The 25,685-nt window shown below is 41.1% G+C and carries 25 protein-coding genes and 1 pseudogene; 7 read left to right on the forward strand and 19 right to left on the reverse strand.

Annotated features, from left to right (window positions below):
• Window positions 1–68: 68 nt before the first annotated feature.
• The 8 genes from AC6I5B_RS16350 to AC6I5B_RS16385 all read right to left on the reverse strand — a co-directional run bounded on the left by AC6I5B_RS16350 (window position 69) and on the right by AC6I5B_RS16385 (window position 7,529).
• The gene (locus AC6I5B_RS16350; protein WP_497773459.1) at window positions 69–1,388 is read right to left on the reverse strand and encodes an IS4 family transposase; all 1,320 of its coding nucleotides are present in this window, start codon (window positions 1,386–1,388) and stop codon (window positions 69–71) included.
• A gap of 286 nt (window positions 1,389–1,674) precedes the next feature.
• Window positions 1,675–3,711 carry a heavy metal translocating P-type ATPase gene (locus tag AC6I5B_RS16355; RefSeq protein WP_497773774.1) on the reverse strand — a complete coding sequence of 679 codons (2,037 nt, stop codon included), beginning with the start codon at window positions 3,709–3,711 and terminating at the stop codon, window positions 1,675–1,677.
• Between the two features lie 48 nt (window positions 3,712–3,759).
• Window positions 3,760–4,077, reverse strand: coding sequence for a DUF6110 family protein (locus tag AC6I5B_RS16360; protein WP_044987274.1), 318 nt, complete (start codon window positions 4,075–4,077; stop codon window positions 3,760–3,762).
• A gap of 165 nt (window positions 4,078–4,242) precedes the next feature.
• Complete coding sequence (locus AC6I5B_RS16365) at window positions 4,243–4,650, reverse strand: Fur family transcriptional regulator (protein WP_004612875.1); 408 nt, start codon at window positions 4,648–4,650, stop codon at window positions 4,243–4,245.
• A 19-nt stretch (window positions 4,651–4,669) separates the two neighbouring features.
• The gene (locus tag AC6I5B_RS16370) at window positions 4,670–4,807 is read right to left on the reverse strand and encodes a FeoB-associated Cys-rich membrane protein (RefSeq protein WP_004612876.1); all 138 of its coding nucleotides are present in this window, start codon (window positions 4,805–4,807) and stop codon (window positions 4,670–4,672) included.
• A 37-nt stretch (window positions 4,808–4,844) separates the two neighbouring features.
• Window positions 4,845–7,001: a ferrous iron transport protein B gene (gene feoB / locus AC6I5B_RS16375; protein ID WP_497773460.1), complete on the reverse strand. Its 2,157-nt coding sequence runs from the start codon at window positions 6,999–7,001 to the stop codon at window positions 4,845–4,847.
• A gap of 71 nt (window positions 7,002–7,072) precedes the next feature.
• Window positions 7,073–7,294, reverse strand: coding sequence for a FeoA family protein (locus AC6I5B_RS16380; protein ID WP_004612878.1), 222 nt, complete (start codon window positions 7,292–7,294; stop codon window positions 7,073–7,075).
• A 22-nt stretch (window positions 7,295–7,316) separates the two neighbouring features.
• Window positions 7,317–7,529 (reverse strand): FeoA family protein, encoded by a 213-nt coding sequence (locus AC6I5B_RS16385; RefSeq protein WP_004612879.1) that lies wholly within the window; start codon window positions 7,527–7,529, stop codon window positions 7,317–7,319.
• Window positions 7,530–7,711: 182 nt separating this feature from the next.
• On the opposite strand from AC6I5B_RS16385, the gene AC6I5B_RS16390 reads away from it, so the two are divergent.
• Complete coding sequence (locus AC6I5B_RS16390; RefSeq protein ID WP_004612880.1) at window positions 7,712–8,077, forward strand: metal-dependent transcriptional regulator; 366 nt, start codon at window positions 7,712–7,714, stop codon at window positions 8,075–8,077.
• A 24-nt stretch (window positions 8,078–8,101) separates the two neighbouring features.
• On the opposite strand, the gene AC6I5B_RS16395 is transcribed toward AC6I5B_RS16390, so the two are convergent.
• The 7 genes from AC6I5B_RS16395 to AC6I5B_RS16425 all read right to left on the reverse strand — a co-directional run bounded on the left by AC6I5B_RS16395 (window position 8,102) and on the right by AC6I5B_RS16425 (window position 15,960).
• Window positions 8,102–8,767 carry a YoaK family protein gene (locus AC6I5B_RS16395; RefSeq protein ID WP_044987277.1) on the reverse strand — a complete coding sequence of 222 codons (666 nt, stop codon included), beginning with the start codon at window positions 8,765–8,767 and terminating at the stop codon, window positions 8,102–8,104.
• Between the two features lie 21 nt (window positions 8,768–8,788).
• A complete protein-coding gene (locus AC6I5B_RS16400) occupies window positions 8,789–9,904 on the reverse strand; it encodes a 5-methyltetrahydropteroyltriglutamate--homocysteine S-methyltransferase (RefSeq protein ID WP_004612882.1) in 1,116 nt (371 codons plus the stop codon).
• A gap of 114 nt (window positions 9,905–10,018) precedes the next feature.
• Complete coding sequence (locus AC6I5B_RS16405; protein ID WP_004612883.1) at window positions 10,019–10,936, reverse strand: LysR family transcriptional regulator; 918 nt, start codon at window positions 10,934–10,936, stop codon at window positions 10,019–10,021.
• Between the two features lie 9 nt (window positions 10,937–10,945).
• Window positions 10,946–11,605 (reverse strand): PHP domain-containing protein, encoded by a 660-nt coding sequence (locus AC6I5B_RS16410; RefSeq protein WP_004612884.1) that lies wholly within the window; start codon window positions 11,603–11,605, stop codon window positions 10,946–10,948.
• A gap of 15 nt (window positions 11,606–11,620) precedes the next feature.
• Complete coding sequence (locus AC6I5B_RS16415; RefSeq protein ID WP_004612885.1) at window positions 11,621–12,811, reverse strand: glycosyltransferase family 4 protein; 1,191 nt, start codon at window positions 12,809–12,811, stop codon at window positions 11,621–11,623.
• A gap of 553 nt (window positions 12,812–13,364) precedes the next feature.
• Entirely contained in the window at window positions 13,365–15,158 is a 1,794-nt protein-coding gene (locus AC6I5B_RS16420; RefSeq protein ID WP_004612887.1) for a flavin reductase, read from the reverse strand.
• A gap of 16 nt (window positions 15,159–15,174) precedes the next feature.
• Window positions 15,175–15,960: an HD domain-containing protein gene (locus AC6I5B_RS16425; protein WP_004612888.1), complete on the reverse strand. Its 786-nt coding sequence runs from the start codon at window positions 15,958–15,960 to the stop codon at window positions 15,175–15,177.
• Between the two features lie 143 nt (window positions 15,961–16,103).
• On the opposite strand from AC6I5B_RS16425, the gene AC6I5B_RS16430 reads away from it, so the two are divergent.
• Genes AC6I5B_RS16430 through AC6I5B_RS16440 form a run of 3 tightly spaced genes read left to right on the forward strand, consistent with a single transcriptional unit; the run spans window position 16,104 to window position 19,170 of the window.
• Window positions 16,104–16,664 carry a hypothetical protein gene (locus tag AC6I5B_RS16430; protein WP_004612889.1) on the forward strand — a complete coding sequence of 187 codons (561 nt, stop codon included), beginning with the start codon at window positions 16,104–16,106 and terminating at the stop codon, window positions 16,662–16,664.
• Window position 16,665: 1 nt separating this feature from the next.
• Entirely contained in the window at window positions 16,666–18,054 is a 1,389-nt protein-coding gene (locus tag AC6I5B_RS16435) for an MBOAT family O-acyltransferase (RefSeq protein ID WP_044987280.1), read from the forward strand.
• A gap of 15 nt (window positions 18,055–18,069) precedes the next feature.
• On the forward strand, window positions 18,070–19,170 hold the full coding sequence (locus tag AC6I5B_RS16440; protein WP_022250744.1) for an alginate O-acetyltransferase AlgX-related protein: 1,101 nt from the start codon (window positions 18,070–18,072) through the stop codon (window positions 19,168–19,170).
• A 26-nt stretch (window positions 19,171–19,196) separates the two neighbouring features.
• On the opposite strand, the gene AC6I5B_RS16445 is transcribed toward AC6I5B_RS16440, so the two are convergent.
• Genes AC6I5B_RS16445 through AC6I5B_RS16460 form a run of 4 tightly spaced genes read right to left on the reverse strand, consistent with a single transcriptional unit; the run spans window position 19,197 to window position 22,185 of the window.
• The gene (locus AC6I5B_RS16445; RefSeq protein WP_004612892.1) at window positions 19,197–19,997 is read right to left on the reverse strand and encodes a hypothetical protein; all 801 of its coding nucleotides are present in this window, start codon (window positions 19,995–19,997) and stop codon (window positions 19,197–19,199) included.
• Complete coding sequence (locus AC6I5B_RS16450; protein WP_004612893.1) at window positions 19,990–20,808, reverse strand: ABC transporter ATP-binding protein; 819 nt, start codon at window positions 20,806–20,808, stop codon at window positions 19,990–19,992. The genes AC6I5B_RS16445 and AC6I5B_RS16450 overlap by 8 nt, the downstream gene beginning before the upstream one ends.
• Window positions 20,789–21,160 carry a DUF6054 family protein gene (locus AC6I5B_RS16455; protein WP_004612894.1) on the reverse strand — a complete coding sequence of 124 codons (372 nt, stop codon included), beginning with the start codon at window positions 21,158–21,160 and terminating at the stop codon, window positions 20,789–20,791. Before AC6I5B_RS16455 ends, AC6I5B_RS16450 begins: the two co-directional genes overlap by 20 nt.
• An 11-nt stretch (window positions 21,161–21,171) precedes the next feature.
• Entirely contained in the window at window positions 21,172–22,185 is a 1,014-nt protein-coding gene (locus tag AC6I5B_RS16460; protein ID WP_071144540.1) for a hypothetical protein, read from the reverse strand.
• A 913-nt stretch (window positions 22,186–23,098) separates the two neighbouring features.
• Here AC6I5B_RS16460 and AC6I5B_RS16465 point away from each other — a divergent pair.
• The 3 genes and pseudogenes from AC6I5B_RS16465 (at window position 23,099) to AC6I5B_RS16475 (ending at window position 25,684) form a co-directional block, all read left to right on the forward strand.
• Window positions 23,099–23,674: a tyrosine-type recombinase/integrase gene (locus AC6I5B_RS16465; RefSeq protein WP_497773775.1), complete on the forward strand. Its 576-nt coding sequence runs from the start codon at window positions 23,099–23,101 to the stop codon at window positions 23,672–23,674.
• A gap of 419 nt (window positions 23,675–24,093) precedes the next feature.
• Window positions 24,094–24,650, forward strand: a pseudogene (locus tag AC6I5B_RS16470) (tyrosine-type recombinase/integrase).
• Window positions 24,647–25,684: a tyrosine-type recombinase/integrase gene (locus tag AC6I5B_RS16475; RefSeq protein ID WP_004615744.1), complete on the forward strand. Its 1,038-nt coding sequence runs from the start codon at window positions 24,647–24,649 to the stop codon at window positions 25,682–25,684. The pseudogene AC6I5B_RS16470 and the gene AC6I5B_RS16475 overlap by 4 nt, the downstream one beginning before the upstream one ends.
• Window position 25,685 lies beyond the last annotated feature (1 nt).

The following is a 25,685-nucleotide window of genomic DNA, read 5'->3' on the forward strand; positions in this document are numbered from 1 at the left end:
CTATTTTTGCGCATAGCAAATAAAACAGTCCCATGGGCTGTAAGATTATATATATTTTTTTATTCTTTCTATGCTATTCTATATAAGAAGCTCACTGCTGAGTTAGGACGGATTTTCCGAGGAGCCTTACGCCCTTCTCTTACAGGCAGGATATTCTTTTGAATAAGTGCTTCTAAATTTGGTGGAGGAACCCTGCCCGAAAAAAATTCCCGGCATATCAGCACCGCAACAGTGAAGTTGGCCTGATAAATATACTTCCTGTTTTTCTGTTGGATTACGATCTTTGTGATAATCCTTTCACAAAAGTTGTAGATGATCAGTCGGGCAAAAATTTCCTGCAAGATATACTCCACCTTTTTTGCATGGAAATTCGTTAATCCAATCGTATATTTCAATTCTCGAAAAGAACGCTCAATTCCCCATCTCCATTCATACAGTTTTTTGATTTCTTTCATTGGAAAATCTTCTTCCTCTAGATTCGTAATGATACATTCCATCGTACTTTCTGTAATCGGAAACCGTAAGACACGAAAATGAAGTGTATAAAAGGGATTTTCGATTGGATCCAGAAAATCACATACAGTTTTGTTTGTGAGGAAGCGATATTTATAGGGCTGGCTTTTTATTTCTTTTGTTTGCTTCCTGGTAAGGATTAAGGACAAAGTACAATCAAAAGTTCCATCTTCCGGTATCGGTAAATGTGTAAGAATACCGCGGCTTCCCAGATCTTTTGCACGGATCAGAAATTTCCACCCTTTTTCCTGTGCGTTAGCCATGATGTTATAACTTTCATATCCTCTGTCTGCAATCAGCAGAACCGGCTCCTGCACCTTAGAGCGTTTCAGCATTTCAATAAGCGCCTGTGCCTCGTTTGGATGACGGCCGGGTTGTATGACAGCATCTATATAAATGCGGTTTTTCAGATCATACAGTGCATTTAAATGAAGTTGGTTATACCCCTTTTCACCTCGCTCGATAGAATTATGCCGTCTATGGGTCTCTTTGTCTTTCGGATTGCAGGCGATGGCAAGGTCTGAACCGTCACAGGCAATTAAACGAAATCCCCGGTAAGTACTCAGAGTTGAGAAGGAATCCGTAAAAGTATGGAATAGAAAATCCATTGCATCAGGGAGCAGCTTTTGTCGTTGCTGTGAAAAGGCAGAAACAGAGGGCATATCAGGATAAAAATCCCAATAATCCATCCATTCTTTTGGAACCGTGTTTCCATTCATAGACAAAAGAAAACGGATCGTGTCTGCAAAAGAAATCTTCCGTTTCCTAGAAAAGTCTTTTTCGGGCTGCTTTACAAACAGTTGAGATACTTCCTGCACATTCGAGATTGTGCGAAGCAGATTCTGTTTTAACATAGTAGGTGAGTCATAAAACATACGGGAACCTCCTTAAATAAAAAATATATTCAAGTGGCTTCGCCGCAAATTTTTGAAGATTTGTCAAGCGTTTTTTCTATTTTATTACAAAAAAAGAGTGAGCATACATTTTTGTATTACCCACTCTTTCAAGATTATCTTAACTTATTGACATTGATTAACCGACAGCCCCCTTGCACCACTATTTGTGTTTATATCCTGTGTACAGTGTCATAAAAAGGCATCCTATCATTGCCCATGCCCAAAATCTATGTTTTTTCATATCTTTTCGCCTCCTGGTATGTGACTACAGCAAATCCTGCATACTCTTCAGGCTGATTCCAAGTGTTGACATATTATGGAACAATGCTGACGTAGTCGGCTGTAAGATTCCACTCACCCCAAGTAAAATCAGTCCTGCATTAAAAGTAACAATAAATCGGTAATTTCTTTTGATTCGTTTCATCAGTCCATCGCTCAACTGCTTTAATATTACAAGTTCATATAAGTTTTCTGCACCAATCATAATGTCCGCAATTTCTCTTGCAAGCTCTGCTCCGTCACTGATTGCGACTCCTACATCAGCAGCCGAAAGCGCCGGTGAGTCGTTGATGCCATCTCCGATCATGATGACTTTTCTGCCTTTTGCCCTTTCTTTTTCCACAAAATCAGCCTTATCTTCCGGAAGTACTTCTGAATAATATTCATCTACACCGACTCTTCTTGCAATCGCTGCCGCAGTGTGCTCGCTGTCCCCTGTCATCATCACGATCTTTGAAATGCCTGATTCTCGCAGTATTTCAATGACATCTGCCGCCTCCTCTCGGAGAGGGTCTTCAATGCAGATGACTGCTGCCAATTCTTTTTCAATCGCAAGATACAGATGAGAGTATTCCACCGGAAGTGATGCAAAAAGCGCTTCTTTCCCCTCTGGGATCATACATTTTTCATCCTCAAAGACAAAATGATAGCTTCCGATAATTGCCTTTTTCTCATTGATCATCGTGGAAATTCCGTGTGCAACCATGTATTCCACTTTCGAATGCATTTCCTCATGATCCAATTTTTTCTTCTTGGCAGCGTTCACGACTGCTTTTGCCATAGAATGCGGAAAATGTTCTTCCATGCATGCTGCAATCCGAAGTAGTTCATCCGGATCTTCTCCATTGAACGAAACGACATCCACTACAGTAGGCTTTGCTTTTGTGAGTGTTCCTGTCTTGTCGAACACAATCGTATCCGCCTCTGCCGCTGCCTCTAAAAACTTACCGCCTTTTACTGTAATATTATGCACGCCTGCTTCTCGAATCGCTGAAAGGACAGAAATCGGCATCGCAAGCTTTAATGCACAGGAAAAATCGACCATCAATACGGACAGTGCTTTCGTGATATTACGTGTCAAAAGATAGGTCAGCGCTGTGCCCGCAAGTGTATACGGCACAAGTTTATCCGCCAGATGCTCCGCCTTGCCTTCCAATGCAGATTTCAGCTTCTCCGACTCCTCGATCATTGTGACTATTTTTTCAAATCGGCTGGAGCCGCCCACTGCTTTGACCGTAATCGTCACTTCGCCTTCTTCCACCACGGTTCCTGCATACGCAGAACTTCCTTGTACTTTTCTTACCGGTAGAGATTCTCCGGTAAGAGACGCCTGATTGACCATCGCCTCACCATCTGCCACTGTGCCGTCAAACGGAATGACATTTCCCATATGTACAACAACCTGATCTCCTGCCTGAATATCAGACACCGGAACAAGAATGTCTTGTTCCCCCTGTTTAAGCCATACTTTCCCCACATTCAACGACATTGTTCTCGCAAGATCATCCACTGATTTTTTATGTGTCCATTCTTCTAAAATTTCTCCGATTCCCAGCAGGAACATGACCGAACCTGCCGTATCAATATCATTTCGTAAAATGGAAACCCCAATCGCTGTTGCGTCAAGAACCGGAACTTCAATCTTTCCTTTACACAACACCTTTAAACCCTTATAAATATACTTTAACGATATTGCCGCCGTATAAAGGGCATTTACCGGATATGGAAGAAACCATTTTCTTGCATACCGGAACAAAACTTTATTGATTAACTTTTCCTGATAAGCAGCGTTTAACGCCCTGCCGGAATTTTCTAAAAGTCCCGCCGGCACCTCCGTCTTTTCATAAGAAAATCTCTTCATTTCTTCTATAATGACCTCTCGGTCACCGGTATAGCGAATGACAGCATCCTGCGTGCGCTCATACACTTTCGCTGATGAAACCGTTTTCATGTTGGTTAAAAAATACAGCAAAATATCTGCCTGCTCATAAGTCATTCTGTTTTGCAGAAGATGAATTCGCATTCTGCCTTTCATCTCATGTTTTATGATAAATCTCACTTGCTGTCGCCTCTATTCTGCCACTGTCTCTTCCACAGCTTCTTCCGTAATTTCTTCTGTCTGTGTCTCTTCAAACTCCTGCTCTTCTTTTACTGCTCTTTCTTCATTGATTGCTTTTGCCTCTTCGTAGATGTCTTCTGCATTCTCCTGAATAGTAGTTGCAGTCTTCATGACACATTCTTTTGCTCTAAGCACCGCTGCCGTTCCATTTGTATAAAGTTTCTTTGCATCTTTGCTTGATAATAGCTTGATTCCTGCTGTCCCAAATAACACACCTGCTGCAAAAATACCTGTTTTCTTAAAATTGATACCTTTTAAACAATCTAACATCATAAATACCTCCTAGAATAATTTTATCCATTGATTATATTCCCATGATTCGACAAATTCCAGTTTTTTTTACACTATCGATAAATTTTATCATTTATTTTCTCTACAGCAAAAAGGAGAATGCCACCGTCCAGTACTCCAAGACTGTGTCATTCTCCTTTTCTCCTACATATGTGGGCATGGCTGCAAGGCAATGTGTTTAATTTTCTGTTCATTCACATAACCGCATGCCTTCAGTCCCGCAAGCATCACCGACTGAAGCTTGTTTGATGACAGCCGGCACACAGAATGATCTTCAAACTCAATCACACATCCATTCTGACCGTCACACTCACATACATCCGAAATCCTATACATGTTTTTTCTGCTGATCGCTCCGATCTCCTCTAATGTATTTACCATTCTGTATATCGTCGCAATCCCAATCTGAGGATCTAACTGCGATGCGCGGTAATAGATTTCCTTACAGCAGGAATAATCTTCCTCCATAATAATATCAAGCAACATCAATCTCTGCTTTGTAATTCTGCATCCTCGTTCTTTCAGTTTTTGAATGATAGCCTCCTTCTGCATCCAGTCTCACTCCTCATCTTTAGTGACAATGTCCTCCACAGTGTTTACAGTCTCCACCACATTGAATTGATTTTCCGTTCTTCTTATCTCGAATCATTTTTCTGATAATCAGTGCTACGATTCCAGCTAACGCAATGCCAACAACTGCTGTTCCCATATTACCGCCTCCATTTCAAAATCAATCGGTCTGTCAATTATCTTGCTCCTACCATACCTTTCATATTGACATTTAATGTCTTGCTTTCTTTGTATGGTCTGACAAGCAGATAAATAAACCCAATTACTAATATAAACGCTACTACAGTTCCAACGCCGAATGTTCCGGTGCTGATCAATGTTCCAATCTGGTAGATGCAAAGTGAAACAATGTATGCAAGACCTGTCTGGTATCCGATTGCAAACCAGAACCATTTTGCATTATTCATCTCTCTTTTAATCGCTCCCATCGCCGCAAAGCAAGGCGCACAAAGAAGGTTGAACACTAAGAATGAGTAAGCCGCAACCGCTGTCATACTTCCTGCAAGCTGTCCCCAGATCTCGATACCGTTGTCTGCATTTACCTCCGCAAATCCAAATAAAATACCAAATGTACCAACTACATTTTCTTTAGCAATCAATCCTGTAACTGCCGCAACTGCCATTTTCCAGTCGCCCCATCCAAGAGGTACAAAGATCGGTGCAATCACACTTCCGATGTGAGCTAAAATACTGTCGTTCAATTGTTCTGCCTCCAACATACCAAATGTACCGTCACCCCATCCAAAGTTCATCAAGAACCACAATACAATTGTAGATAACAGAATAATTGTACCTGCTTTTTTGATAAATGACCAGCCTCTTTCCCACATACTTCTAAGTACGTTTCCAACTGTTGGCCAGTGATACGCCGGAAGTTCCATTACAAACGGTGCCGGATCTCCCGCAAACATCTTTGTTTTCTTTAAAATGATACCGGAACAGATGATTGCTGCGATTCCAACAAAGTAAGCACTTGGTGCAACCCACCATGCGCCATCGAACAACGCTCCCGCAATCAATGCAATGATCGGAAGTTTTGCTCCACATGGAATAAATGTTGTTGTCATGATTGTCATCTTACGGTCACGGTCATTTTCAATCGTTCTCGACGCCATGATACCCGGAACACCACATCCGCTTCCGATCAGCATCGGGATAAATGATTTTCCGGAAAGTCCAAATTTGCGGAAAATTCTATCCATGATAAACGCAACTCTCGCCATATATCCACACGCTTCCAAAAATGCAAGAAACAAGAATAACACAAGCATCTGAGGTACAAAACCAAGAACTGCTCCTACACCAGCCACAATACCGTCAAGAATCAATCCCTGAAGCCATCCTGCACAGCCGATACCGACCAGGAATTTTTCAATCGCAGGCGGAATGATTTCTCCGAACAATACATCATTAGTCCAATCTGTCACCCAAGTTCCAACCGTTGTGACCGAAATATAATATACAAGGAACATAACCGCCGCAAAGATCGGAAGCGCAAGCCATCTGTTCGTCACGATATGGTCGATCTTATCTGATGTTGTCATCTTATTCTGTTTATTCTTCTTGACACAGTCATGAATAATAGAAGAAATATATACGTATCTCTCATTTGTAATGATACTTTCTGTGTCATCGTCAAACAATTCTTCCATTTTTTGAATCTCTGCGGATACATCCGGAACAGATTTCATCTGTGCCTGAATTTTATCATCTTTTTCCAACAGCTTGATTGCAAAGAATCTCTTCTGTTCTTCCGGAACAGTTCCCGTCAGCATGTTTTCAACTGTCTTAATCGTATTTTCAGCATCTTCTGAGAATGCATGTACCGGCGTCATCGCTTTTTTCTTCTGCGCAAGCCCTACTGCCTTCTCCGCAGCTTTCTGAATTCCTGTTCCTTTTAATGCTGAAATCTCGACAACTTCACAGCCAAGCTCTTTGCTCAGCTTATCTGTATAGATCTTGTCTCCGTTCTTTTGCAGTACATCTACCATGTTGACTGCCATAATTACCGGAATGCCAAGTTCCATCAATTGTGTGGACAAATATAAGTTTCGCTCAATATTTGTACCATCTACGATATTAATAATGGCGTCAGGTCTCTCGCCAATCAAATAGTTTCTCGCCACTACTTCCTCTAATGTATATGGTGACAAAGAATAAATTCCCGGAAGGTCCATGATAATAACATCTTTATGACCTTTCAGTTTTCCTTCTTTTTTTTCTACTGTTACTCCAGGCCAGTTTCCTACAAATTGGTTTGAACCAGTCAGAGCATTGAACAACGTTGTTTTTCCGCAGTTTGGGTTACCTGCTAGTGCTATCTTTACTGACATCTTCTCTCTCCTTTTTTATGTTTGTCGAATCTTGTTTTTATTAGTTTTAACTAACCATTTGCTAAAAAAAATTATTCTACCTCTATCATCTCAGCATCTGCTTTTCTCAACGACAATTCATATCCTCTTACTGTTACTTCCACCGGATCACCAAGCGGCGCTACTTTTCTCACAAAAATCTCTACTCCTTTTGTGATCCCCATATCCATGATTCTTCGCTTCACCGGTCCCTCACCAGTCAGTTTCTTTACCTTGACGGTCTTACCGCAGGCTACCTCCTTTAACGTTTTCATCTCTTTTCGCCCTCTTTCATCACTAAACCATAATCTTGTTTGCCATATCTTTCCCAATCGCAACTCTGGAATCTTTCACATTCACAATCATGTTACCTCCGATTTCAGAGATTACGGTAACTACTCCGCCGGTAACAAAGCCAAGATTTTCTAAAAATCGTCTTGTCTCTTCTTTTCCACCGACTTTTTTAATTACATTTTCTTCTCCTGGATTCACCATCGTTAACGGCATCATACACACCTCTTCTTTCTGATAATGATAAACAATTTCATTTCACATGGTTAGTATACTCTAACGTTTATTAGATGTCAATATAATTTCTCTATTTTTTTTCCATTATGGCAATCTTTACAGGGATATGATATAATGCTGTTAGGCATTATGTCTATGCATAATAGAGTGAAGGAGGGAAGCCTATGAAACCTTTTGTAAATGAATCCGCTGAGAATTATCTCGAGACGATTTTAATGTTGAGCAAAAAGTTACCGGTTGTCCGTTCTGTAGATATCGCAAACGAATTGGATTTTAAAAAATCAAGTGTAAGCGTTGCAATGAAAAACCTGCGTGAAAAGAATCATATTACAGTCACAGATGCCGGATTTATATATCTAACAGAATCCGGACGTGAAATAGCAGAGATGATCTATGAACGGCACCGTCTTTTGTCCGATTGGTTGATTCGCCTCGGCGTGTCGGAAGAGACAGCGAACGAAGACGCCTGCCGTATGGAACACGTGATCAGTGCAGAAAGCTTTGAAGCGATTAAAAGACATGTAAAATAAAGACGCCGGCAAACGCCGGCATTTTTATTGCTTTTCTCCATCTATGAACATCATGACAAACGCCATACCTAACATCACCACACAGACTATCAATGCTTTTTCAGACAAGTATTTCACACAGATATTCCCCAAAACTGCCCCCATTACAAAACAAAAAATAATTCCGTAATATAAAAACCCTTTTTTGAGATGCTCTTTTCTTTTCGAGCCCAAATACTCACACATCTGCTGTGTCGCGCTGCGCAGGTTTCCAATACACATCGTCGTCGCAATTCCATTTCCATGTATCTTCCGGAAACTCTCAACCTGTATCCCACAGGCAAGTGACGTCAGACTATTTGCCGGAAGATTGAACTTTTGCGGTATGAAACAGACTACAAATAATACAACTGCTTCACTTAACACCGACAGCTGTCTCCAGTGGAAAATACTTTTTTCTTTAATCTTCATTCGGACAAGATCTGCAACTCCGATTCCGGTCACAAATGCAATGACCGGAATTAAATACCTGATTGCCATATCCCACTGTCTTTCCGACATATAGATACCAAATAATAAGATATTTCCCGTCTGGGCATTCGCAAATACCTTTCCTCTGCACATATAGGAATAGGCATCCATAAACCCTCCCGAAAGCGCAAGTATAATTCCAAGCCGAATGGACTCCGACATTTGTCTTGATCGTTTCACAGTACCACTTCTTTCAATTTTCTATTCTTTCCAAGTTGCTGAGGCAATCTTCTTAACAAGCGCAAGCTTTGCCCACTGCTCCTCCTCGGTCAGTTTATTTCCGATCTCACACGATGCAAATCCACACTGAGGACTGAGGTACAGACGTTCCAGCGGTACATACTTAGCCGCCTGCCGAATTCTTTCTTTGATTAGCTCTTCGCTCTCAAGAACCGGTGATTTTGTTGTAATAAGCCCAAGAACAACTTTTTTATCATCTGAAACAAATCTAAGCGGCTCAAATCCTCCCGAGCGCTCATCGTCAAACTCCAGATAATATGCGTCCACGTTCTCATTTGCAAACAGATATTTTGCCACTGGCTCATACCCGCCTGATGATGCCCAGGTAGAATGGTAGTTTCCCCGGCATACATGAGTTGTAATCACAAGATCCTCTGGTCTTCCCTCAATCGCAAGGTTGTTCAGGCGAAGATATTTTTCTGCCTCGCTTTCTATTGTAACACAATCCTGCTGTCTTGCCTCCCAATATTTTTTATCACAAAACATACCCCATGTGCAATCGTCAAATTGAATATTTCTGCAGCCTGCTTCATAAAGTTCTTTGATCACAGTGCGATATGCTTTCGCAATATCCTGAATGAGCACTTCCTCATCTGGATAAAATTTCACTGTATTTTTTCCATTTTCTTCTCGAAATAGCTCTGCCAGCAGCTGCGCCGGGGCAGGAATCGTCTGTCTTGCCACTGTGTTTTCATCTTCAAATTGTTTCACAAATTTAAAATGTTCTACAAACGGGTGACCCTCTCCACTGATCTTTCCGCTCACAGCAACGGAGCCGTGCGTAGTCTCTTCTCCATGGAAGAAATATCCATGATCCAGCTCAATATGCTCAACTCCATTTAATCCCCACATAAAATCCAAATGCCAGTAGCTTCTGCGAAATTCTCCATCGGTGATCACATGATATCCTGCTGCCTTTTGTTTTTCTACCAGATCACGAATCGCCTCATTCTCAACTTCTTCCAATTGTTTCTCCGATATTTTTCCACTCTCAAAATCTGCTCTCGCCTGCTTTAACTGTGCAGGTCTTAAAAAACTTCCTACAAAATCATATCGAAACGGTGCATTCTTACTCATATCTTCTACCTCCAAATACTTTTGTCTTACCCTCCGGTAATCTATGAAGGTATTATATCGGGACACAATAAATACGTAAAATATCCAAAAATATCTGTTAGCTATAACTTTTAGTTATATCAACTCTGTATTTTCGCCGATATTTCGTTTGAGTGCATCTATATATGCTATTCCTAAACGGCTGAAATGTGACTTCTGATGGCTCACATATCCGATATGCATATCCCCCTCTTTTTCAAGCGGCACTGCAACAATATTTCCCCCGTTCAGCTCCGAATCGATCACTCCGCTGCAGACAGTATATCCGTCCAACCCAATCAGCAGGTTAAACAGTGTCGCTCTGTCACGCACCCGGATGTTTTTTATCCTCTGTACTGTACTGAAAATCTCCTCCGAATAGTAAAAGGAATTATGTTCTCCCTGTTCAAACGAAAGATATGGATACTCATGAAGCTCTTCCATTGTCACAGATTTTCGACTCGCCAGCGGATGTCTGTTGCTTATAAAAATATGCGGCTTTGCAACAAACAGTTCTGTAAACACAAGTTCCTTTACCTTCATAATTTTTCGCAGCACTTTTTCATTAAAATCATTCAGATACAGAATCCCTATCTCACTTTTCATCGCCGCGACATCTTCTATAATCTCATATGTCTGTGTTTCCCGAAGAGAAAAATCATATTGGGCGGTTCCATGCTCCTTGATCAAGTCCACAAACGCATTCACCGCAAACGAATAGTGCTGTGTGGAGACACAAAACTGCTGCTTTCTGCCGGATTTATGCATATACTTTTCTTCCAAAAGATCTGCCTGTTCAATCACCTGTCTTGCATATGCCAAGAACTGCTCCCCCTCATGTGAGACAACAATCCCTTTGTTTGTTCGCTCAAAAATTACAATTTCCAGCTCTTTTTCCAGCTCTCGAATTGATTTGGTGAGACTTGGCTGTGATATATATAATTCTGTTGCAGCTTCGGTCATCGTTCCCTTCTCCGCCACCATCGCCACATATCTCAACTGTTGTAATGTCATAGTTCCCTCTTATCTTTCAATCTCAAATGGTTTGTGAATCGGTGTTTCCATATCCCATATTTTGTATTCTCCATTCCAGTAGTAAGCCGGCTTACACTTACCACTTTTAAACACACGAATCAGGTCTTCCATCGTGCGCACCTCCTCCGGAAAATAAGTTGCAAAAAAGCCGATCTTTCCCGGTATATGACAGTCGCTTGAGCCAACAGTGACCAGTCCAAGTTCTCTTGCATAATCTGCCGCTTTTTTGTTTGCCTCAGGAAGTGTACTTCCGTTGAGCACCTCAACACCGTCCAGTCCCTTTACAATTCTCAGATTTTCTTCCAATCCCCGGTTATTATTGCGAAACGGATGTGCACTAAAACAGATTCCACCCTGCTCTTTCACAATATCGATAAACTTCTGTGCATCCACCCGCTCTTTCGGGTATTCCTCGATTCCTAAAGCCACGATATCCCCCTGCAGAGAAAAAAATTCAATTCCCACAAAAATCGGAAAACCGGTTTTTTCCGAATATTCTTTTGCGTACTCTTTCAATCCCATATCATCGTGATCTGTAATGCAGATTGCTCCAAGTCCCCGCTCCTTTGCAAGCTCCACCATCTCATCCAATTTTAAAAAGCTATCTTTTGAAAATGTCGATTCGTGCATGTGCATATCTATAAACATGTTTTTTCCTCTTTTCTACGTTATCATTTCCAGAACAGTCCGACTGATGCCTTCCCATGAGACACCGTTCAAATCGGGACATTCTTCTTGTTGTTGTTCTAATTTCTTCTCTATTGCCTCCGCCAATTTCTTTTCAAACTCTGGCAATTTTTCTTCTTTCGGCTCATCTACCCGAGTCATCTCAGGCAACGGAACAAACTCCACCTGTTGCCCCGGCACATGCTCATCTAACCACTCTTCCATCCCAGGAATCTGCGAACAGACCACCTTACATCCACATGCCATTGCCTCCATTGTCACCAGTGGCAATCCTTCAAAAAATGACGGGAGAGCAAACACATCGCTTTGCCGAAATACCTCTGCTAAAGCTTCCTGCTGCAAACTGCCTAAAAATATCACCGGATATCTGCATTCTCTGGCAAGCCTGCAAATTTCTTCATACTCTTCTCTGCTGCCATGCCCTCCTGCAATCTTCACAACCAGATTTTCCGGTTTGACCGAAAGCATCTCCAATGCCCGAAGCAGACTGAAAATCCCCTTCTTCTCTGTCACTTTCCCCGCAAATGCCAACTGTCTATAAGGTTTTTCTTCTGTTTTCTTCCGATAAAAAAGGTTTTGATTGTAGCCAACCCCGACAGTGTGCACAAGCTTCTCGCCGCAATTAAAAATCCGGATAATCTCTTTCTTCTGTCCGTCATGCAATGCCACAATGCCATCCAACTGCGGAATCCACTTCTGAATGTATTCCATCTGTAATGGATTTTTACAAATCTGACGCAAATCAGAGCCATGACAAATTCCAATGACTTTCTTCTTCGGATACCATTCCCGCACCAACGCAGTCAAAAGATACAGGTGATGACACACAATCAAATCCGGGCAAAACTCCTCGACCGCTTTTCGCACCACCATTTGAAATGCACTCCGGTACGCTTGAAACATCTCTTCTGTAAAGTCCTTATATCTCGTACTCTTATATGGCATCTCATCCGACATTCCTGCAATTGGAAACGGCAGTTCCTCCGACAAATATTTCACCGGATAAAATATAACTCCCTCTGGGAAATTTACACTGTCCTCCTCATAAACTCCCGCAAGAACTGCCTGCTCATATCCAAGGGCATTCCAGTTCTTTACCAACTCCGTCAGATAAATTCCACTTCCCGTGCTGTGCGGTTTCTGAGCTGTAATATTTAAAATCCTCATTTGTTTTTCTCACTCTTTCTTCCCATTTCTGTAACCTGTCTATACCAATCATACGATAACTCTTTTACCCACACAAGAAAAAAGTTGATATATTTTCTGATTTTCCTTGACCTGTACGCTGCGTACCCCCTTATAATATACCCATCACAAGGAAAGGAGCATACCGTTTATGTTATTAAGCGAAGTGGCAAAACAGGTCAGTCTCTTATCAGTACTTAAATCCTACAGACGAGGAGTATCAGAGACTTTTAGAGCAGACCCGAAAAAATGTAAAACTTCGCAACAGCTTCTTTTGCAAATATCACCCTGCGTTCATCTCGCAACGCCGATTTATGCGAGAACTCCAAAATCAAGGGTACAACGATATTTTTATCCCAAATATGATTGCGCTTTCGCCAAAATATAAAGAATACCACGATGCACTCACAGCGATAAATAAAAGAATCTGCGATGATCTCGGATTGTATTACAATAGCAACTATCATTTGATTATGAAATAAAATAAGAATGTTCAGACATAAAAAAGGAGCCGAATTTCTTCGACTCCTCCTTCTCACGATATCGGCTCAAAATCCGCCACTCCATGTTTGCAAAGCGGACAGATAAAGTCATCCGGCAAGACATCTCCTTCGTAGATGTATCCGCAAACGACACAGACAAATCCTTTCTTTCCTTCTGTCTGTGGTTTTGGTTTTACATTTTTCTGATAATACGTATATGTCATCGTCTCTTTATCGCTCATCACCCGCGCCTCTGTCACCGTACAGATGAACATGCCGTGTGTATCGAGATCCACATACTGCTCCACTTTCAAGGACATAAATGCATTGATGTATTTCGGAAGAAATACTAATCCATTGTCTGAGCGAAGTGTCTGGTATCCTGCAAATTTGTCGACCAGACGACCACTCTGAAATCCAAATGTCTTGAATACTTCAAATGGTGCTTCCACAGAAAGACAGTTCACATTCATCACGCCCGTCTTTTTGATGACATGGTGTGAGTAATTTGCTTTGTTGATATTCACTGCCACACGGTTCGGATTATCTGTAAGCTGTGTCACTGTATTGACGATCAGTCCGTTATCTTTCTCCCCGTCATTGGAAGTCACAACATAAAGTCCATATCCTATCTTAAACAATGCTGTCAGATCATTTTTATTCGCTTTTGTGTCAGACTGTGCAACATATTCTTTACACAATTCCTCCGCCATACCTTCGAGCTGATCCATATTATCACTATTAAGCGAAGACATGATCTTCACATTATGCTCAAGCCAGGAAATGTTTTTACTCTTTTCAAACATTTCCTTCATCACTTTTGCGGCGAGTGGCGCCCAGCTTCCATTTTCGATCAGTCCGATTGTGCGATTTTGGTAATTCCGCTCTGTCAAATGCTCAATAAATGTCTTCATAAACGGAAAGATATCAGCATTGTATGTCGTTGTCGCCAGCACAAGTTTTCCGTAACGGAATGCATTTTCCACTGCTTTTGACATATCCTCACGGGCAAGGTCACATACAACTACTTCAGGGCATCCTTTCTCGCGCAGTTTACTCTCCAACACTTCCACCGATTTTTTTGTATTTCCATAAATCGATGTGTAGGCAATCATCACGCCCTCTGATTCCACCTCATACGAAGACCATGTATTGTATTTTCCGATATAATGTGAAAGATTTTCTTTCAAAACAGGTCCATGCAGCGGACAAATCATCTGAGTATCCAAATTCTGTGCCGCCTTCAGCACGTTCTGCACCTGCATTCCGTATTTTCCGACAATACCGATATAGTAGCGACGTGCCTCATCGTCCCAATCTTCCTCCACATCAAGTGCGCCGAATTTTCCAAATGCATCTGCTGAAAACAACACTTTTTCATAAGAATCATAAGTCAGCATCACTTCCGGCCAATGCACCATCGGGGCAAACAGAAATTGCAGTTCATGCTTTCCAAGTGTCAATGTATCTCCATTTTTTACTTCCAGCTTTTTCTCATCTAAATCCATATCACGGAAGAAATTCGCAATCATCGTAAATGTCTTTGCATTTCCTACGATTGTTGTATCCGGATAAATTTTCATAAAGTTATAAATATTCGCAGAATGATCCGGCTCCATATGTTGAATGATCAGGTAATCCGGCTTTGTTCCTCCAAGTGCGGCTCCAACATTGTCCAGCCACTCATGTGCAAATTTTACATCTACAGTATCTACAACTGCGACCTTTTCATCTCTGATTACGTAAGAATTATAAGCCATTCCATTCGGTACCGCATATTGCCCTTCAAACAAATCGGTCTGATGGTCATTGACTCCTACATAAATAATGTCGTTCGTAACCTTCATTTCGCATTTCCTCCTATTATTTTTTGCTCGCTTTCGTTACACGATTCATTATATATTTTATGACATGGTTTTTCAACTCCTGCATCCGTTCGTTACTGATAAGATTTTCACACGGGATCCTGTCCACAATCTTTTCCACATAAGAGTGTTCCTGAATAATCTGCAGCGTTTCCGTAAAATAAATATCGAAAAAATATGCTATATAAGATACCCAGTAATCCAGATTTGTCTTTCTATCCTCAGACAATACGGAGCGTTCATTGAGACATGCCTCCCAGACTCTCTGGCTGATTTCCTGCGCTCCTGCTTCTTTCGCACTCGCTCCTCCAAGCAGAACCTCCACCCGCTCCTCTAATTTCACACGGCAGTTATCCAGCTTATCCGCATCCCGAATCAGTTCGGCATGCAATAAAGTTCTTGAATCCGAAATCTTTGGAAGCTGAAATGCACTGTGATAACGGATTGCCGTCTCGATTGTCTCATCCCACGTTGTCTCCGGAAGAAATTCTCTGATTCGCCCCTCCCGAAACAAAATATCTGCACCATACTGTGCATGGTCAAAAATGCCCGGTTCAAATGAATCATATAATTTAAGTTGCTCAAATCTTCCTATATCATGCAGCAGGGCAATGATTTTCGCAAGAAAAATATCTTCTTCTCCCAATCCCATCCTCCTTGCGATCTCCTCACTGCAGTCTACAACACCATATGTATGTACAATTTTTAAATAAACTTTTTCATCCTTTCTGTCATACCCGTTAAGGTACAATTCAAAAGCCTGTTTTGCCTGCTCAAAATCCATGCTAAACGCCTCCCTTTGTCTTTATTTATATCATTTCTGTACCGAACTTGCAATTGAGAAATTTTGTGTCTCTCCTCCTAGCTATTCTGCCCGGACTCTGATACAATATAGCCACAAAATAAATTCAAGAAAAAGGAGATCTTATGAAAAAATTTTTATCAATTCTATTAGCCTTCCTTTTAACATTCTCACTGGCAGGCTGTACAAAAAAACAATCTTCAAAAGAAGACACCTCACCAAAAGATGCCTTGGAGATTCTCACAACTGTCTGGTCCTCATACTCGGACGACAACAAATTTCAGGCTATGGGCGGTGACTACAACAATATGACCGACAATAAGCCCGGAAAATTCGATGTCAGCGACACGGAAAGTTTACGCTCTCTGCTGATTGTGCCTGAGGATTCAGCAGGTCTGATCGACGATGCAGCAAGCCTGATTCATGCAATGAATGCGAATACATTTACGGGATCTGCATTTCATCTGTCTGACCCCAAAACGCTCAATACCTTTGCCGATTCTTTAAAAGAATCTATACTTGGCAACCAGTGGATGTGTGGATTCCCGGAAGTATTGCTTCTCGCTCAAATTGGCGATGATTATGTTGTCTCTGCTTTTGGAAATACAGACTTGATCAACTATTTCAAAACACAGTTGACAGACCAATATCCATCTGCAGTCATCTTGACGGAAGAGAACCTATAGTATGTTATTTTCAAGCATTCCTTTTTTATACTACTTTTTACCGCTTGTTTTAGTCTGCTACTTTTGCGTGCCTTTTCGATGGAAGAATTTCATTCTGCTTTTCTTCAGTCTCATATTTTATTCCTGGGGAGAACCACGATATATTTTTTTGATGGTTCTCTCCATCTTACTGGGTTATATCGAAGGTATCCTCATCGAGAGAAAGAAGCATTCCCGACTGATTCTGGCAGGCGCCTGCTGCATTCATCTTGGACTTTTAATGTATTTTAAATACATTGATTTTTTGATTGGAAACCTGAATGCAATTGGATTGTCTATACCGCTTTTCCACATTGCTCTGCCAATCGGTATCAGCTTCTACACCTTTCAAATTTTGAGTTATCTCATCGATGTGTATCGAAAAGACTGTACGGCGCAGACAAATCTGATTTCTTTTGGAGCATATGTGTCGATGTTCCCGCAGTTGATCGCAGGACCGATCGTGCGGTACAAAGACATTGCAGCACAGCTTGAAGTGCGGAAACATTCTGTTGAGAAAGCAGCACTTGGCATCCGAAAATTCATATTGGGATTATCCAAAAAAGTACTTCTTGCGAACTCTCTCGGCGCGCTTTGCAGTACCTTCCAAACCTCCACAGACCGTTCTGTTCTCTATTATTGGCTGTATGCATTTTCCTTTGCGCTGCAGATTTATTTTGATTTTTCCGGTTATAGTGATATGGCTGTCGGTCTCGGCAATATTTTCGGGTTCCATTTTCCGGATAATTTTCATTACCCGTATTTGTCAAGAAGTGTCACGGAATTCTGGAGACGTTGGCACATTACACTGGGGTCATGGTTCCGTGACTATGTCTATATCCCGATGGGCGGCAACCGCGTGAAAAAAAGCCGCTGGTTTTTTAACATCGCAGTCGTGTGGTTTCTGACCGGACTGTGGCACGGTGCATCTTGGAATTTTGTCCTGTGGGGAATGTTCTTTGCGGTTCTGCTTGTATTAGAAAAGCAAGGATTTTCTGCATTTTTGCAAAAACATTCTTTATTTTCCCATATGTATGTCCTGCTCGCAGTGACCGTAAGCTTTGTCATTTTCAATGCAGTCTCCACCAAAGATGCTCTCGAAACGCTCAAGGTCATGTTTAGCGGCGGCTCTTTGCCACTTGTTTCAAAAGAATTCTTATACTATCTCAAAAGCTATGGTGTTATCCTCACCGTTTCTGTGGTCGGCGCCACCCCCTTTGCTGCGCAGCTGATTGAAAGATTCCGTACAAAGAAAACGGCGAAACAGCTCCTCAATATTTTAGAGCCGGCTGTCCTGATTGTTTTAATGCTTACTGTGACTGCTTATCTTATTCAGGATTCTTATAACCCGTTTTTATATTTTCGCTTTTAGAAGGAGGTATTTTCAATGTCAGATCAATGGAAAAACAGAATCGTAATTGTTACCACAGGTATTCTCTTATTTTCTTTTTCCATCGCCTGTCTTCTGAAGCCGTCCGATGAGGTTTCCCTCAGCGAAAGGCGCCCGCTCACACAGTTTCCTTCGCCGGATACAGGAAGCTTGCTCTCCGGAAGCTTTATGGAAAAATTTGATAAATATGCGGTCGATCAGTTTCCGATGCGAGAAGCATTCCGCCACCTGTATTCAACTGTTTCTCTCGATTTACTTGGAAAATCAGATATAGAAGGACTGTACTTAAAAGATGATATGGCAATCGCAATGGAATATCCGATGCACGAGGACTCTTTGAAGCACGCCTCGAAAGTGTTTCAAAGAATTTATGAGACCTGTCTAAAAGGGAATGCGGAAAATATCTATCTTTCCATCATTCCGGATAAGAACTATTTTTTACAGGACGATGACTCTGCACTGACAATGGACTATGATGATTTCTTCCAGACGATGCAAGATGCAAATCCGCAGATGCATTATATCGATATTGCACCGCTTTTGGAGTTAACCGACTATTATCAGACCGATCCCCACTGGCGGCAGGAAAAAATCATCGATGTTGCAAATCATCTCGCAGACTCCATGGGTACTTTTGTCTCAGATGATTTCCAAGAGCAGGTATTTACAAACGATTTTCGTGGCGCTTATGCAGGGCAGGCGGCTCAGAATCTTTCCGGCGAACCACTTTGGTTCCTGACAAGTCCTGCAATAGAACAGTGCACTGTATTCGACCACCAAAACGACCGTCAAATTTCCATGTATGATTTTGTAAAAGGCGACGGAAAAGACCCTTACGAGCTCTTTTTGTCCGGCTCTTTGTCCTATATCACAATTGAAAATCCTGCCGTACAGACAGACCTTGAACTTGTTATTTTCCGCGATTCCTTTGGCAGTGCCATTGCACCTCTGCTTGCCACCGGATACCAAAAGATTACACTGCTGGATGTACGCTATCTTTCAAGCTATTCGCTGCCATCACTGATTGATTTTAAAAATCAGGATGTCCTGTTTCTCTACAGTACATCGGTCTTAAATCACAGCGAGACACTGAAATGACGGAAATCCGTCATCAGTGTCTCTTTTTAGATATATAAATCTTTCTTGCAAAACAGGAAAATTCCTGCTGCAAACAGCGCAATTCCACCGATAAGTAAAATAGTAACTCCCATCAGCGCACTGCTCTTTCCAGCCACAAGATTTTCCGGCTGAAACAATGTAAAAAACGTAAAATATTTCGCTTTCTCTGCATCTTCCCCTGCATTTGCAAGCATCTGCAGAACATACATCAATGCAGGAATTCCTGCACCTAACCCAATACTGTATCTCGTATCCGAGAACAGACACGATGCCAAAAAGCAGATTCCTGCAATAAATAACAACAGGCAAAACAATCCAGAGTTCAGTTTCAAAAGTTCTGCGATCTCCAATTCATTCGGAAAGCTCCCCTGTGCCACCACGATTTCCAATACTGTCTCATAGCCAAGTAACTGAATCACTCCACTGATAAGTACGCTCGCCTGTGTACACGCAATCTTCTGCCGTTTTACCGGCGCCGCCACAAGAGAAACCACAGAACCTCGGTCAACATATTTGGCAATCAGACCATTTCCTCGCAGAATACAGAATACCATCGGGAATACAATCAAAATAAATCCATATAAATATGATATCATAAATCCAATCAGGCTCGTAGCTCCCGCATGTATTCCGACTGCCGCCATCAGTTCCGGCATCACCTTCACAAAATCATCCAATGTTTTCATCATCTCTGGATCATACATCCGAATAATCACAGTGACATAGAGCGTGATCACTGCCGCAAAAATGAGTAACACCTTGATACTGCCTTTCATTTCTCGTTTGTACAACAGAAGACTAATCATCGCTCTCACCTCCATAATAATGCATAAAGATTTGCTCCAAACTTGGTTTGGTGAAAACTGTCACGTTCTGTCCATCACGAATTCCGTCAAAATCATTGGCAAACTGTTTCGCCATCTCCACATTATCTAGTGTAATCGTATAAGAATGCACATGACATTTGCGAAGTTCATCCACCGAATCGACCGCCATCAGCTTCCCATTGCGTATAATCCCAATCTGCTGGCAAGTCTTCTCCACTTCCTCAAACATATGACTAGACAGCAAAATCGTCTTTCCACGTTTCTTCTCTTCTTCTATCAGCTCCACAAACCGACTTTGCATCAATGGATCCAGTCCGCTTGTCGGCTCATCCAAGATAAGAATCGTCGGATCGTGCATAAACGCTGCGACAATCCCGATTTTTTGCTTCATTCCCTTGCTCATCTTTTTGATCTTTCCCCGCGGGTTTACCTCAAATCGCTCCAAAAGCTCCTTTTGGCGATTCTCGAAACCAAGTTTGCGATATTTCTGCATAAATTTAAGAAATTCCGTCCCAGTCATATCCTCAAAAAAACTGATTTCTCCGGCTATGTAACCAAGCTGCTTTTGGATCTTGTCACTTTCCTTCCAACAATCCAGACCATTGATCGTGCAGCTTCCTGATTTTGCTTTCAAAAATCCCATAAGATGTCGAATCGTGGTTGTCTTCCCGGCGCCATTCGGTCCAAGAAAGCCGAACACTTCGCCCTCTCCAACCTGAAAAGATACATCAAAAATTCCCTTTCCTCCTCCAAAGTCACGCGAGAGGTGCTCAATTTCTATTACACTCATTATTTTTCTCCTGAAAACCATATTCCTGCAGAACTTCTACTGCCATATCTGCGAACTCTGCATTTGCTCCATAACTAAAATTCCACAGTCCTTCGCCACCACCGGAACCAACGATATCCGCCGTCTGCATCTGCCCGTCATCCGTCAGCATCACTGTCAAACTCGCATAGCTTCCATTTCTCCAATAATATCTCTCAAAACTTAGTAGCATTACAAATGCATTCCCCAATACTTTGTAATCGTCACACACCCGCTCTGCTTTGATTTTTTCTTTTAAATCCTCCCCCAAATCCTTTACACTTTTTCGAATGTTATAACATTCCATTTTCTTCACAACACTTGCCATAAACATCTACCTCTCTCTTACCGCTTGCCCGGAAATACAATAATATTACTCTTCGGTTCTTCCGCAACCATTTCTTTTATCATATGCCCACGCCTCATCACGGTATTCGTATGCTCCCATACATTGTCGATTCTCTGCAATAGCTGTCTCCGCAGCTTTTCATTCGTTGAAACATAATCAAAGTCCATAAATCCTACTTCCAGCACATCCCGAATATGCTCATATGTACCACCGGTGCGGATAATCATCTGAATGGTTTTACAAAGCAATTCTGCCTCGCGCTCTTCTTCATGTCCTTCTTTTATAAAGAAATCCTTCAGTTCCAGCATATATTTGTTAAATGGAAGATAGCCTTTCGTCCCCAAATGTTCAATTTCTTCCTTCGTCGGCTCATAAAACGGACAGCCTCCTTGTCTTTTTTGAAGCTCCTTATACATATTTCCGTCGGTCCAAAGTTTTAAAATCAACTTCTCTCCTCTTAATTCAAAATACTTTTTATTCTCCGGTATCGCTTCACAAAAAGAAATAACTTCAAATAGTTCCTTCTTACTTCCGCCATCTCTCACATACAAATTTATCACTTGTTCAATTGAGCACATACCATATAGTTCCGACAATACATTCAAATACATTAACAGCTTTTTATCCGTGTTAAGACTTTGCTTCCAGATCGTATCACAATTTTTCAAATATGCCTTCCGCACCTCTTCCGGTACACAAACAACTCCTCCATCCCAGTCATAACCGATTCCGATATAGGCGCCTTCCGCCAAATAATCATACTGATGTTCGTTTGATTCAATCCAAACCTGACTCTCGCCGGAATCCAATAATTCTAGCTCCGCTTCGTTCAAATACATAAAATATTTCCTCATCACATCTGCATCAAGAAGTGCACGACACAAAAATTCAACCATCTGCGCCTTTTTATATTGCGAATATCCATGTAAATGATGAAGCTTTGCAATCTCCACCAGATCGCTCTTCCGATATTGACTTAAAATTTCATGTAAGGTAATGCTATCACTCATCTTTCGTGTACCCCCTATTTTTCTTTGTTACCTTTTCTTCAAGTTTTTCTGTAGGTAATCTTCTATATACTTTTGAATATTTCTCTTTTTCTTTCTTTTCCAGGCACTGCTTTACTCTCCACCTATCATCTAATCCATCTAGTCCTTTAATAATCGCTTGCACAATATATGGCATTAACATGATTACAAATGAGATAGCAAACGGCTCAATGCCCCTTTTTGATATGCTTTGTATAATTCCATTGACAATCCATATTGTTGTCCACACTGTTTTGTACGGATAAAATTTTATAAAATAACTTGTCGTTGCTTGTACTAATAAGCATATCTATCATTTCTGACCTCACAATCATTTCCCAGATCACTTCATTTTCGCTTCGGCTCTGTCGCTCCCTGTCCTACGCTGAAATCTAACGTTACCGCTTTGCCTCCAAGGGCTCGGTACGTGCGGTTGGCTAGACCTTACCCGACAGGATTTTTCTACTATATACAATCAGCTATGCTGATTTCTCAGCTCGCACTATAAGCTGATTGTAGCAGATTGATCGATAGATAGCTAGTGCAATTTGAATCGTACTCCATCCGCTACAATATTTTTCGTTCAAATCACCAATTATTTAAAATGGAAAGCGCTCCACACATTCATCCAACATATCTCCGACCTGAATCCGCAGAACAGAAAGCAGCACAACACGCAATTTCAATCCACGCTCCCACAAGGGGAGCGACGTTGCTAGATAGAGCTTTTACAACGCGATTCCAAATTTCAATCCACGCTCCCACAAGGGGAGCGACAAAGTAAGAAAGCGGGATAGGAGGTGGAGTAAATATTTCAATCCACGCTCCCACAAGGGGAGCGACCAAATTTACCATACGTATTCCTGAAACTTATGATATCTCTGAAATCATCGAGATCGAAAATGCTGTAGACCGAACTTCTTCTATCGGAAAACGAGATTATGCGATATTGCTTCTCGCTTCGCGATTAGGAATGCGTGCGGGAGACATTGCCTCGCTTAAATTAGATTCTCTTGATTTCAAAAATCAGCGTATCTGCTTTATCCAAAATAAAACGGGAAGTGTTTCAGAACTTTACATGGTGCCAGAAATCAAAACAGCACTGATGGATTATCTGTCAACAGATCGTCCTGCATCCACAAGCGACTATGTATTTTTAAAATCATGTGCCCCTTATTCAGAAATATCGTATTCTGTTGTCTCATTTGCTGTAAAAAAACATATGATTCGCTCTGGTATTAACATTGCAGGTAAAAAACATGGACCTCATAGTCTGAGAGCTTCTCTTGCGTCATCGATGGTAAACGATGGCATATCTTATGAAACCGTAAGAAAAGTACTGGGACATGATAGTCCCAATGCAATCAGGCACTATGCACGTCTTGATATTCAGATGCTTAGGAATTGTGCTCTTGCATGCCCGGCACCTTCAGGAACACTTCACCAATTCCTGAAAGGAGGTCGTATATGAGAACCGTGATTTTTAAAAGTTGTTTTAAAGACGACATGCAGTCATTCATGGAGTATCGTGTTGCGACTTTCGCATGGAATACCTATCGTTTGGATAATTATCGCCTGTCTTCTTTTGACAGATATCTTACAAAAATATCTTATAATGATGAAATTGTACCACAAACAATAATAAATCAGTGGCTTAATGATGTAGGTGTTCCAGAGGCATCTATTAATGGATACATAAAGACTATACGAAACTTTATGAAATATAGAGCCGATATGGGAAAAGTTGTTTATCTTCCGCCCTTCCAGAAAACGAAAGATTTGTATATTCCCTATATATTTAGTGATGAGGAATTGTCGAATATATTTGCTATTGCTGATGCATATCCAATGACAAACAAATTTAGCAGCATTCCGCATATACATATGGAAATGGCGGTTCTCATACGCCTTTTGTATTGTTGTGGACTCAGATTAGGCGAAGCTCTAAATTTGAAGATGGAGCATCTGGATCTAGAAAACGGAGTCATCCGTATTATACATTCAAAAAAAAGAAACAACGATTAGTTCCAATGCATGAAACATTAACAAACATGCTGAAGGATTATTGTAAGGTGATAAAAATCTATGGTATAGATAATCCATTTTTATTCCCAAGACAAAGCGAACATTTATCCCCAATAACTGCTGAACGCCAATTTAAAAAGATTCTTAGGAAAGCTGGTATTATCAAAGGGAATGAAGATCCTCATAAACGTGCTCCATGCCTGCACTGTTTAAGACATTGTTTTATGTTCCATGCTTTTAAACAGCTGGAAACTGCAGGATATCATATCGATATGGCTTCTCCATATTTTTCTGTATATTGTGGTCATGAATCCCTTGTGGAAAGTGAAAAATATATGAAATTCAGCAGTGAACTCTTCGAAGAAGATATGCTCTTGTTTGCTGATTTCACAGAATCTCTGTTTCCGGAGGTTGATTTATGAGAAAGCAGAAGACTCCTTCGATTTTTATGAAATATCTTGAATACTATGTAAATACATATATGCCGGAAGCACGTGGGTTAAGTAAGAACACAATCAACTCTTATAAAACAACATTTACACTTTTAATAAAATATATGTATTCAGTCAAAAACACGAAAGCAGATGAGATTACTTTTGACTGTTTAGATGTAAATACGCTTTCCGATTTTATGTCATGGCTTGAAAATGAACGTAAATGTTCAGTTACAACCAGAAATCAAAGACTTGCCGCACTGTATTCTTTTTCCGAGTATGCACAAAACTATGACTTTGATGCAGCATCAACTTTTAGAAGTGCTGTATTGAGGATTCCATCAAAAAAAGCACCTAAAAAGCGGCGTGTTGGTTTTACCACCGATGAAGTAAAGATCCTTCTGGCACTGCCTGACCAAAAAAGTGAGACTGGTTTAAGAGACATGGTTTTATTAAGCTTTATGTATGCAACAGGCACACGTGCACAGGAAGTGTGTGATCTTACTGTAAAATCTGTCAATTTCAGATCAACTGGTACTACTATTGATATAGTAGGAAAAGGTTCAAAAGCACGTCGCATACGTATTCCTGACCCTTGTGCATCTATGCTTAGAAAATATATTAGACATCGCAGAATAGAAACAGAACCTGACAGACATATATTTTCGAGTCAGACGCATGAGCATATGACAATATCATGCGTGGAAGAAATATACAAAAAATATATAAAACTCGCTAAAGAAAAAACGCCCAATCTTTTCAAAGAAGAACACTATTCACCTCATAGTATGAGACACACGACCGGACAACATATGTTAGAAGCGGGAGTTCCGATTATGGTAATAAAAGCTTTCCTTGGACATGCATCAGTTCAAACGACACAGATTTATACAGAAAGTCCACAGGCAACAGTTGATAAACATATCCGTGAATGGAACGAAATGAATTTTCCGCGTTCGATTTATATTGATGAAAAAGACTTGGAAGAAAGAAATGTTCCTGATTTTTTGAAGAGTCACTAAT

It is taken from the genome of Faecalimonas nexilis (assembly GCF_059731825.1).

Excerpts from the sequence above, each read along its gene's own strand:
- AC6I5B_RS16350 (WP_497773459.1), bottom strand. The coding sequence starts at position 1,388 with ATGTTTTATGACTCACCTACTATGTTAAAACAGAATCTGCTTCGCACA.
- AC6I5B_RS16355 (WP_497773774.1), bottom strand. The coding sequence starts at position 3,711 with ATGCGAATTCATCTTCTGCAAAACAGAATGACTTATGAGCAGGCAGAT.
- AC6I5B_RS16360 (WP_044987274.1), bottom strand. The coding sequence starts at position 4,077 with ATGTTAGATTGTTTAAAAGGTATCAATTTTAAGAAAACAGGTATTTTT.
- AC6I5B_RS16365 (WP_004612875.1), bottom strand. The coding sequence starts at position 4,650 with ATGCAGAAGGAGGCTATCATTCAAAAACTGAAAGAACGAGGATGCAGA.
- AC6I5B_RS16370 (WP_004612876.1), bottom strand. The coding sequence starts at position 4,807 with ATGGGAACAGCAGTTGTTGGCATTGCGTTAGCTGGAATCGTAGCACTG.
- feoB (WP_497773460.1), bottom strand. The coding sequence starts at position 7,001 with ATGTCAGTAAAGATAGCACTAGCAGGTAACCCAAACTGCGGAAAAACA.
- AC6I5B_RS16380 (WP_004612878.1), bottom strand. The coding sequence starts at position 7,294 with ATGAAAACGTTAAAGGAGGTAGCCTGCGGTAAGACCGTCAAGGTAAAG.
- AC6I5B_RS16385 (WP_004612879.1), bottom strand. The coding sequence starts at position 7,529 with ATGATGCCGTTAACGATGGTGAATCCAGGAGAAGAAAATGTAATTAAA.
- AC6I5B_RS16390 (WP_004612880.1), top strand. The coding sequence starts at position 7,712 with ATGAAACCTTTTGTAAATGAATCCGCTGAGAATTATCTCGAGACGATT.
- AC6I5B_RS16400 (WP_004612882.1), bottom strand. The coding sequence starts at position 9,904 with ATGAGTAAGAATGCACCGTTTCGATATGATTTTGTAGGAAGTTTTTTA.
- AC6I5B_RS16405 (WP_004612883.1), bottom strand. The coding sequence starts at position 10,936 with ATGACATTACAACAGTTGAGATATGTGGCGATGGTGGCGGAGAAGGGA.
- AC6I5B_RS16410 (WP_004612884.1), bottom strand. The coding sequence starts at position 11,605 with ATGTTTATAGATATGCACATGCACGAATCGACATTTTCAAAAGATAGC.
- AC6I5B_RS16415 (WP_004612885.1), bottom strand. The coding sequence starts at position 12,811 with ATGAGGATTTTAAATATTACAGCTCAGAAACCGCACAGCACGGGAAGT.
- AC6I5B_RS16420 (WP_004612887.1), bottom strand. The coding sequence starts at position 15,158 with ATGAAGGTTACGAACGACATTATTTATGTAGGAGTCAATGACCATCAG.
- AC6I5B_RS16425 (WP_004612888.1), bottom strand. The coding sequence starts at position 15,960 with ATGGATTTTGAGCAGGCAAAACAGGCTTTTGAATTGTACCTTAACGGG.
- AC6I5B_RS16430 (WP_004612889.1), top strand. The coding sequence starts at position 16,104 with ATGAAAAAATTTTTATCAATTCTATTAGCCTTCCTTTTAACATTCTCA.
- AC6I5B_RS16435 (WP_044987280.1), top strand. The coding sequence starts at position 16,666 with ATGTTATTTTCAAGCATTCCTTTTTTATACTACTTTTTACCGCTTGTT.
- AC6I5B_RS16440 (WP_022250744.1), top strand. The coding sequence starts at position 18,070 with ATGTCAGATCAATGGAAAAACAGAATCGTAATTGTTACCACAGGTATT.
- AC6I5B_RS16445 (WP_004612892.1), bottom strand. The coding sequence starts at position 19,997 with ATGATTAGTCTTCTGTTGTACAAACGAGAAATGAAAGGCAGTATCAAG.
- AC6I5B_RS16450 (WP_004612893.1), bottom strand. The coding sequence starts at position 20,808 with ATGAGTGTAATAGAAATTGAGCACCTCTCGCGTGACTTTGGAGGAGGA.
- AC6I5B_RS16455 (WP_004612894.1), bottom strand. The coding sequence starts at position 21,160 with ATGTTTATGGCAAGTGTTGTGAAGAAAATGGAATGTTATAACATTCGA.
- AC6I5B_RS16460 (WP_071144540.1), bottom strand. The coding sequence starts at position 22,185 with ATGAGTGATAGCATTACCTTACATGAAATTTTAAGTCAATATCGGAAG.
- AC6I5B_RS16475 (WP_004615744.1), top strand. The coding sequence starts at position 24,647 with ATGAGAAAGCAGAAGACTCCTTCGATTTTTATGAAATATCTTGAATAC.